Source organism: Gammaproteobacteria bacterium, from assembly GCA_029862005.1.
In the GTDB taxonomy this organism is placed as follows: Bacteria; Pseudomonadota; Gammaproteobacteria.
Genome location: JAOTYD010000038.1, coordinates 23,898 through 30,080, shown reverse-complemented (window position 1 = coordinate 30,080; position 6,183 = coordinate 23,898). Strand labels below are relative to the sequence as shown.

The following is a 6,183-nucleotide window of genomic DNA, read 5'->3' as shown; positions in this document are numbered from 1 at the left end:
CAGTCGATAACGGAGGGTTGCTGGTCGAAAACATCTTGCCCAAAGGCCGAACCACGGTGATTGGCGAGGCCTTCAAAATCAACGTGATGCCGGATTTTACGTAATACCCTTGTCTTGCCTGCCCCGGTCAGTCCGCTGACACAAACCAGCGGCACCTGCTTCACAGATTGTTCCAGTTCATCGATTAAAAATCGACGCATTGCCTTGTAGCCGCCGCGCACCAGCGGATAGTCGATGCCCTGCTGGTGCAGCCATTGCTGGGTGGTTCGCGAACGTAAACCTCCTCGAAAACAGTAGAGATAACCCTGCGGATTGGCATCGCAAAACGTGGCCCATGACTTCAGGCGTTGCGCGCGAATATCGGGTGTTGCCAGTTCCAGTCCGAGACGGATCGCTTCCTCCTGGCCAGCATGCTTGTATCGAATCCCGATTTGTTCACGCTGCTGATCATCAAGCAACGGAATATTACTCGCCGCCGGAAAGGCACCCTGGCTGAATTCAACCGGAGCCCGCACGTCCATCAAGGGCAAGTCGTTCAAAAAAAGCGGACGGTAGTCGCTGGTGTCTTCTCGCATGATCGATCTGTCAGGCCCGGTACCGTATTTCCCAGCAGCGATGAATTTTCGGATTTCGCTTAAAGTCCTCCGGCACGGTCAAGTGGCTTATATCACGCGTCTCGAAGTCTTGCCGGATTCCGTCCGCGAGCTTGAAGCCCCGACGGTTCGTCGAAAACAGCAGCAATCCGTCGCGGGCCAACAGCTTCATCGCCAATTTGACTAGTTTTTCATGGTCTCGCTGAATGTCGAGGGTTTGCTGCATGTTGCTGGAATTTGAAAACGAGGGTGGATCCAAAAATATCACATCATGGTTACGCGGTAACGAAAACCGGTCAGGGTTTGCCAGCAATTCGACGATATCGGCACGTAAAAAACGGTAGCGCTCTTCATCCTCAAGCCGGTTCAATAAAAAATTCTCCCGGGCCCACTTGAGATAGGTCGCCGACAAATCAATGTTCATCACCGAGCTGGCACCGCCGAGGGCCGCCTGCACCCCGACAGCGGCGGTGTAACAGAACAGGTTGAGCACCGATTTATCACGCGCGATGCGGTAAATTCTATCGCGTGTTGGGCGGTGATCAAGAAACAGTCCCGAATCAAGGTAATCGCTGAGGTTGATCAGCAATGAGGCCACGCCCTCACGAACCTGGAAAAACTCGCCGCGGTGATCGAGTTTCTGATATTGCCCTGAACCACGCTGGCGGCTACGGATCTTGCAGAACAATCGATCATCGGGAATTGAAAACAGGTCTTTGACGACGCCGATCGCAACGCGAATGCGGTACTCCGCCTTATCCGCTTCGATCGAGGCCGGCGCCTGGTATTCCTGCAGATGAAACCACTCGACGTCGGCCGAGATTTCACTCTGGTAATGATCCAGTGCGAATGCAAACTCGGGTAGATCCGCATCGTACAGGCGATAGCAACTGACACCATTCCTGTTTGCCCAGCGTTGTATATGTTTCGCGTTCTTCGCCAGCCGATTGCGCACGGGCACGGCAATCTCATCCGCGACATTTTTCGACGCAGGCGCGATATTTACGGTGGCTTTTCCACCGGTTGTTTCAAAAATTGCGAACAGGCAATCGAGCGGGCCATTCCTGACATCCTTTCTGCGGATTCGTTTTAATTTCAGTCGGTGCAGTAAATCGGGATTAGCCGACAATATCGCGAGCCTTGCGGGAGCCAGGCGCTGCGCGGCCAGGCCGATATCACCGTAGAGTTCGGCCAGGTCCTGTTCGCTTTGTAAACGATGTCCATAGGGTGGATTGCATATGACCAGGGTATCTCCCTGCGAGGTTTGCAGCTCCAGGTCACCAACCTGCTGGTGAGAAAACTCGATGAGGTCCTCGACGCCGGCGCGTTTTGCATTGGCGCGGGCTATATCCAGTGCCGCAGTATCGTGGTCGCTGGCGTAGATTCTTACATCGCGGTGAAGATCGACCGACTGGCGTGCGCTGTCGATACACTGCTGCCATAGTTGCGCATCGTGTCGTAACCACTTTAGAAAACCAAAATAAGGTCGCTCGAGACCGGGCGCAATATGAGCAGCCATCATCGCCGCTTCTATCACAAAGGTGCCCGAGCCGCACATGGGATCAACCAACTGTGTCACGGGGTTCTCTGGATCGCTCCAGCCTGACTGCACCAGTAATGCAGCCGCAAGATGCTCCTTCAACGGGGCGCCGGAGTGCTGCAGGCGGTAACCTCTACGATGCAGACTTTCCCCCGATAAATCGAGACTGATGGTCGCCTGGTTGCGGTGAACGTTGACATGCACCTGAATATCGGGCTGTTTCTTTGCGACCACAGGCCGGCTACCACAATCGTCCCGAAACCGGTCGACGATCGCATCTTTTGTTTTTAGCGCAACAAACTGGCCATGATCAAGCCTGGAAGACGACAAGGTCGCTGATACCGCAATACTGTCCTGCACATTCAGATGCGAACTCCAATCCAGCCCGTATACGGCTTCGTAAAGTTGCGATTCGTTTTCCACCCGGGTCTGGCCAAGCTCACAAAACGCGCGATTAGCAAGTCGGGAATGCAGGCATACCTGGTAAACAGCCTCAATGCCGGCGTTAATTTCGACCCCGCCGTAACGCTTTTTTAAAGTCGCGCCCGGCGCCACCACGATTTGGCGCAGTTCATGAAACAAAAGGGTTTCGAAGCCCTTATGGCCGGTTACAAATAGCTTCAGATTTTGCATCGACGGTAATTTTGTGGGTACCACAGGGGAACGATTTTACGCCTTATGTCACAAAACTGTTGGAAAACGAATTTTAATGAAAACAGAGACAGGATTTTACACATATTTTGACCTATATTATGGGTTCTAAACCGCTTTGAAACACAACCCGGATGACAGCTTCAAAACAGCGCGAGGATTCGGCCTCGAAATCAGGTCAGGATGTCTTCGCAGAAACCAGCAGTATCAGTAAAAAACTGATCACCGCTATGCTGGTGCGCATGATCGATAGTGGCGGGGACTATCATAGCTGGAGCCTCTCTGACCAGGACGGCGCCCGCATGATCAAACTGATCAAGCGTAAGCAACGTATCATCTGCTCAGCCTTCGTGTTTCAGATGAACAAGTATTTTACCGAATTCAAATCCACCGATTCATCGAAGTCAGGTAAAAATAGCGCCAGTGACTGGCAACGAATTGGTCTTTCAGGAGCAAATGATACTGCCGAGATCAACGAACTGCAGGCAATCACATCTCGCTATGCTGATGCTTTCAAGGAATTTGATCGCACGATCTTGAAACGCCTGCAGACCTGCATAAAGCGGTCTCGTGCCAGCGTTTACGACAATCCGCTGCAGGTAAAACGTCTGTGTGAGTCTTTTCAGTATGCGATCGACAGTCTCAATCTCGAAGTTAACTACAAGATTGCCCTGTACCATTTGTTTGCAGATCGGTTTATCGAAGCTCTGGGTCCGACTTACCGACGTATTGATCAGTTTTTATATGACTCCGGCATGCAGCCGAAGCTTCCGATTGCTCGCATTCACCTGCGCAGCATCGATGGCTTGAGCGAGTTTGAACCACCGCAATCTTTCAAACCCAACCAAAGTACCAGCTTGCTCGTATTACTAGAAGGATTCAAGGATAAATCGCGCAGTGCCTCGAGCAATTATAAAAATCTGTTTCCGGAACTGAAACAACGCTTCAATCGCTATGCGCTCGACGACTACGATGAACAGATCGATCAGCTCACCCAGATGTTCAAGCTGATATTCGAAGACGAGGATTTGCCCTCGCCGGTCAAGCAGCAGCTGGCACGCTTGCAAATTTTCGTGTTCGTAACCGCGATCCAGGAGGATGGTTTCCTGCGTCGCTCCAGCAATCCGGCACGGCGCCTGCTCGACGGCATTATCAGTAGTGAAGTCGAAATTGCCAAAAACGGCAATCCCGAGTTTTCAGGAATTCGCTACATTCGCGAATACATTGACGAGATGGCAAACGGAAAGGTCATCACGGCCGACAATTACATCGAGATGCTCAAAGGTTATCAATCCTTTGTTAAGGAAAACGAAACAGCAATCCGTAAGGCTCGCAAACTGGAGGCAACCAACAAGGTATTGCCTGCAGTTAAAGAGCGGCTTCATGAACTCACTCAGCCCCTCAAGATTCAGGGCACCCGGCTGATCCTGTTCGAAAAAGTCTGGCTGCCGCTGATGGTGCAGATCGCGTTGCGCGAGGGAATGGATTCCGAGACCTGGAACAAAACCATTTCGATGGTAAAGAAACAGGTCTGGTCGCTGATACCGAAGTCGAGTCCGGAAGAGCAGGCGAAATTACTCAAAGTGTTGCCAAACGTGGCTCATTCGCTGCACCGTGCCATGCGCAGCCTGAAACTGGCCGAGTCATTACAGCAATCATTGCGCGACTACCTCAAGCTCGAGCAACAAAAAGTAACAGAGGAAACGGCCCAGAATATCATCCAGGCCAAACGACGGACGCGTTCGCTGTCTGCCCAGTCCTTCGACACGATGGACGATACCACCGAGTTTGACGAAATGATGCAAACCGGTATTTTTCAGGTTCCGGCAGAAATGCTCAGCGCCTTTAATTCGGTTAAGCCTGAAAAACCCAAGAAAATCAACCAGGTCGAAGTGCTTGCAACCGGCGACTGGGTCAGCATGAGGCATGAAGGTAAAAAAGTGCTGGCTAAGGTAACCTGGAAAGCAGAAGACTCGAGCCTGTTTATCTTCATCGATCGCGATGGCAATCGGATTTGCGAAATCGACGCGAATGCGCTAGGACAACAGTTTGAATCGGGCAATGTCGCGCTGATGGATTCCGGTTCGGAAGATTCGGAAAAAACCCAGTTCAGCTTTATGAAATCCCTGTAGTCTCGAACCCGCTACACTCCGAGTAGCAGCCTGGCTGGATCTTCCAGCACACTCTTGATCGTAACCAGAAACTGGACCGCTTCCTTGCCGTCGATGATGCGATGGTCATAGGTTAACGCGAGATACATCATCGGTCGTACCACGATTTCCCCATCAACCACCACCGGTCGCTGCTGGATCGAATGCATTCCCAGGATTGCCGACTGCGGTGGATTCAGGATTGGGGTCGATAGCATTGAACCGAATATCCCGCCATTGGTGATACTGAAAGTGCCACCGATTAATTCCTCGATACCCAGCTTGCCTTCGCGCGCACGCATTCCCATATCGCGGATAGATTTCTCGATCTCGGCGTAACTCATCTGATCGGCATCACGCAGAATTGGAACCACCAGGCCACGATCCGAACTGACTGCGATTCCGATATCAAAATAATCGTGGTAGACGATATCGTCACCATCGATAGACGCATTAACCGCAGGAAAACGCTTCAGTGCCTCGACCGCAGCACCGGTAAAAAAGGACATCATACCGAGCTTGACGCCATGTGCTTTTTCAAACGCATCCCGATATTGAGCACGCGCATCCATCATCGGTTTGAGATTGACTTCATTGAACGTTGTCAGCAGTGCCGCGGTGTTCTGGGCCTGCTTGAGACGTTCGGCAATCTTTGAACGCAACCTGCTCATGGGTACCCTACGGTCGTTGCGGCCGCTGGTTGGAATGGGCGGTGCCGTTGGCGTACTAACAGCAGGCGCTTTGGTTTTTGCGGTACTTTGCTGTTGCTGCAAATAGCGCTCGACGTCGGCTTTGAGGATCGCGCCTTTTTTTCCGGTCGGTTGAATATCGTCAGCGTTCAGATTATGTTCGCTGAGCAACTTACGTACCGCAGGACTCGCCCGGCTTGCCGCACTGCTATCTCCGGCATCTGCTTCGACAACATCCGCTTCACCTGTCCCGGCACTCTCCGCTACCGGTGCTGCGCTGGCCGGCGCGGCCGCGGCGCCGTCGGTATTGATAACGCCAAGTACATCACCATTTTTTACCGTGGCACCCGATTCAAAGGCAACCGATTCAATCACCCCGGCCTTACTAGCAACAATTTCGAGCACCACCTTGTCGGTTTCAAGATCAACGATATTCTCATCTACGGCGACACTGTCTCCAACCTGCTTGTGCCAGTCACCGAGGGTTCCCTCGGCTACCGATTCCGGTAGTGCCGGTACCTTGATTTCTACCTGCATTGCTCGCTCCAGTGTTATTTCTT

The 6,183-nt window shown here is 52.2% G+C and carries 4 protein-coding genes; 1 reads left to right on the top strand and 3 read right to left on the bottom strand.

Going from position 1 to position 6,183, the window contains the following annotated elements; genetic code table 11:
• The coding region (gene mnmH, locus OES20_16665) for a tRNA 2-selenouridine(34) synthase MnmH (GenBank protein ID MDH3636333.1) at window positions 1-575 on the bottom strand (575 nt) is incomplete at its 3' end.
• 10 nt (window positions 576-585) lie between these two features.
• Complete coding sequence (rlmKL, locus tag OES20_16660; protein ID MDH3636332.1) at window positions 586-2,766, bottom strand: bifunctional 23S rRNA (guanine(2069)-N(7))-methyltransferase RlmK/23S rRNA (guanine(2445)-N(2))-methyltransferase RlmL; 2,181 nt, start codon at window positions 2,764-2,766, stop codon at window positions 586-588.
• A gap of 152 nt (window positions 2,767-2,918) precedes the next feature.
• Between rlmKL and OES20_16655 the strand changes: the two genes are divergently transcribed.
• A complete protein-coding gene (locus OES20_16655; protein MDH3636331.1) occupies window positions 2,919-4,916 on the top strand; it encodes a DUF1631 domain-containing protein in 1,998 nt (665 codons plus the stop codon).
• An 11-nt stretch (window positions 4,917-4,927) separates the two neighbouring features.
• Here OES20_16655 and odhB read toward each other — a convergent pair whose 3' ends face one another.
• Complete coding sequence (gene odhB / locus OES20_16650) at window positions 4,928-6,160, bottom strand: 2-oxoglutarate dehydrogenase complex dihydrolipoyllysine-residue succinyltransferase (protein MDH3636330.1); 1,233 nt, start codon at window positions 6,158-6,160, stop codon at window positions 4,928-4,930.
• Window positions 6,161-6,183 lie beyond the last annotated feature (23 nt).

Coding starts and splice junctions, on each gene's coding strand:
- rlmKL (MDH3636332.1), bottom strand. CDS start 2,766: ATGCAAAATCTGAAGCTATTTGTAACCGGCCATAAGGGCTTCGAAACC.
- OES20_16655 (MDH3636331.1), top strand. CDS start 2,919: ATGACAGCTTCAAAACAGCGCGAGGATTCGGCCTCGAAATCAGGTCAG.
- odhB (MDH3636330.1), bottom strand. CDS start 6,160: ATGCAGGTAGAAATCAAGGTACCGGCACTACCGGAATCGGTAGCCGAG.